The following is a 2,572-nucleotide window of genomic DNA, read 5'->3' on the forward strand; positions in this document are numbered from 1 at the left end:
TTGGGGAACCCTGCTGACAGAGGTGGAGAGACAGGATGAACGAAGGGGAAATCCGCGGCATGATCGCGGATGTGAAGGAAGGCACGCTGTCGCGACGCTCCTTCATCCAGAGGATGGCGGCGGTGGGCATCACCGCGCCGATCGCGAGCCAGATTCTCGCCTGGAACGACGTCGCGATGGCGAATGCGGCGCTGCAATACAAGCCGACCAAGGCCGGCGGCGGCGGGCCGCTGAAGATCCTGCTCTGGCAGGCGCCGACCCTGCTCAACCCGCATTTCGCCTCGGGCACCAAGGACCAGATCGCCTCGCGCATCTTCTTCGAGCCGCTCGCCGGCTGGGACAAGGAGGGCAACCTCTTCCCGCAGCTCGCCGCCGAGATTCCGAGCAAGGCCAATGGCGGCCTCTCCGCCGACGGCAAGGAGGTCATCTGGAAACTGAAGCAGGGCGTGAAGTGGCATGACGGCAAGCCCTTCACCGCCGACGACGTGATCTTCACCTGGGAGTACGCCGCCGATCCTGCCACCGCCGCCTACACGACCGGCTCCTACACCAATATCAAGGTCGAGAAGATCGACGCGCACACGGTCAAGGTGATCTTCAAGGATCCGACGCCGTTCTGGGCCGATCCCTTCGTCGGCGTCGCCGGCATGATCATCCCGAAGCACCATTTCGGCGAGTACAAGGGCGCCAAGTCGCGCGAGGCCCCCGCGAACCTGAAGCCTGTCGGCACCGGCGCCTACAAGTTCGTCGACTTCAAGCCGGGCGACATCCTGACCGGCGTCCGCAACGAGGACTATCACGTCAAGAACCAGCCGCATTTCGACACGCTGGAGGTCAAGGGCGGCGGCGACGCGGTCTCGGCCGCACGCGCCGTGCTCCAGACCGGCGAGTACGACTACGCCTGGAACATGCAGGTCGAGGACGAAGTGCTCAAGCGCATGGAGACCGGCGGCCGCGGCAAGGTGGTGGCCGTCCCCGGCGGTGACGTCGAGTTCATCATCCTGAACCCGACCGACCCATGGACCGAGGTCGATGGCGAGCGCTCCAGCGTCAAGACCAAGCACCCGACCCTGTCGGACCCGGCCGTGCGCCAGGCGATCAACCTGCTGATCGACCGCGACTCGATCCAGAAGTTCATCTATGGCCGCGGCGGCACCGCGACCGCGAGCTTCGTCAACGAACCCAAGCAGTTCAAGTCGACCAAGCTGAAATACGAGTTCAACGTCGACAAGGCGAACAAGATCCTCGACGACGCCGGCTGGAAGAAGGGCGCCGACGGCATCCGCGAGAAGGATGGCAAGCGGCTCAAATACGTCTTCCAGACCTCGATCAACGCCCCGCGCCAGAAGACACAGGCCATCATCAAGCAGGCCTGCCAGCGCGCCGGCATCGACCTCGAGCTCAAGTCGGTCACCGCGTCGGTCTATTTCTCGTCCGACGTCGCCAATCCCGACACCTATACCAAGCTGTACTGCGACATGGAGATGTACACCACGACGCAGCCGCAGCCCGACCCGGAGCGCTTCCTCAACCAGCTCGTCTCCTGGGAGATCGCCAACAAGGAGAACAAGTGGCTCGGCCGCAACGTCTCCCGCTACTCGGACCCCGAGGCGGACAAGGCCTACAAGGCCGCGCAGAAGGAGTTCGATCCCGCCAAACGCGCCGCGCTGCTGATCAAGGTCAACGAGATCTTCTGCGAGGCCAATATCCTGCTTCCGGTCCTGTCCCGCACGGTCGTCGGCGCCTCCGCCAATAATCTGGAGGCAGACATCTCAGGCTGGGAGGTCACGACCTGGAACCTGCCGGCCTGGTATCGCACCTGAGCGGGCACGCCTTTACGACCGGACCGGCCCTTAACGGGCCGGTCCGTTAGTCCAGCAGGCCCCGTTCCAGGGCGACGTCGATGCAGCCATGGATATGGCCGTGCAGCAGCCGCTGCCCCTCGCCTGCGTCGCGGCGCAAGGCACAGTCGAGCAATGCGCGATGCTCGCCGATCGATGTCGGCCCCCAGAAGATGAAGAACACCATCTGGTAGCGCAGATAGCGCTCGAAGATTCCGGCGTGGAGATCGAGCAGCGCGCGGGACCCGCAGGCCGAAACCAGCGCCTGGTGGAACTCGAAATCGTAACGCTTCCATTGCTGCGTGCCGGAATCGTCGCCGGCGACCAGGCGCTCCTCCATGCGCGCGAGCTTGTGATGGGCCGCAACGACGCGCCCTTCCCACTCCATGTCGCCGGCTGCGAAGGATTGCGCCAGCGCATGGCTCTCGATCAGCAGCCTGAGCTCGGCGAGTTCCTGGAGTTCGCTGGCGGTGCAGGGTGCCACCTGAAAGCCCCGCTGCCCCTCGGCAACGACGAATCCCTCCGGTGCCAGGCGGTTAAGGATCTCGCGAAGCGTGCTGATGCCGACCCCGTAGACCGGCCGCAGCTTGTCGAGCGTGAGCCGCTGGCCCGGCTGCAGGCGCCCGAACACGATATCCTGCCGAATGCGCTCATAGGCCTGCTCGCCCGTCGACAGAGCGGCGACCTCCTCGCCACCCAGATCCGGAGCCGTGTCCGCCATCGCGCGCCCT

Annotated in this window: 2 protein-coding genes; one reads left to right on the forward strand and one right to left on the reverse strand. The window is 65.0% G+C overall.

The genetic code is table 11. The features are described from left to right. Window positions 1–35: 35 nt before the first annotated feature. Window positions 36–1,823 carry a peptide ABC transporter substrate-binding protein gene (locus ACIPIA_RS13995; RefSeq protein ID WP_400510426.1) on the forward strand — a complete coding sequence of 596 codons (1,788 nt, stop codon included), beginning with the start codon at window positions 36–38 and terminating at the stop codon, window positions 1,821–1,823. Between the two features lie 46 nt (window positions 1,824–1,869). Here ACIPIA_RS13995 and ACIPIA_RS14000 read toward each other — a convergent pair whose 3' ends face one another. After that, window positions 1,870–2,562 carry a GntR family transcriptional regulator gene (locus ACIPIA_RS14000; protein ID WP_400510428.1) on the reverse strand — a complete coding sequence of 231 codons (693 nt, stop codon included), beginning with the start codon at window positions 2,560–2,562 and terminating at the stop codon, window positions 1,870–1,872. Between the last annotated feature and the right edge of the window lie 10 nt (window positions 2,563–2,572).

The organism is Allobosea sp. CER48 (assembly GCF_044752385.1).
GTDB lineage: Bacteria > Pseudomonadota > Alphaproteobacteria > Rhizobiales > Beijerinckiaceae > Allobosea.

Bases quoted from the DNA above. Each gene is read 5' to 3' on its own strand.
- ACIPIA_RS13995 (WP_400510426.1), top strand. From the start codon at position 36: ATGAACGAAGGGGAAATCCGCGGCATGATCGCGGATGTGAAGGAAGGC.
- ACIPIA_RS14000 (WP_400510428.1), bottom strand. From the start codon at position 2,562: ATGGCGGACACGGCTCCGGATCTGGGTGGCGAGGAGGTCGCCGCTCTG.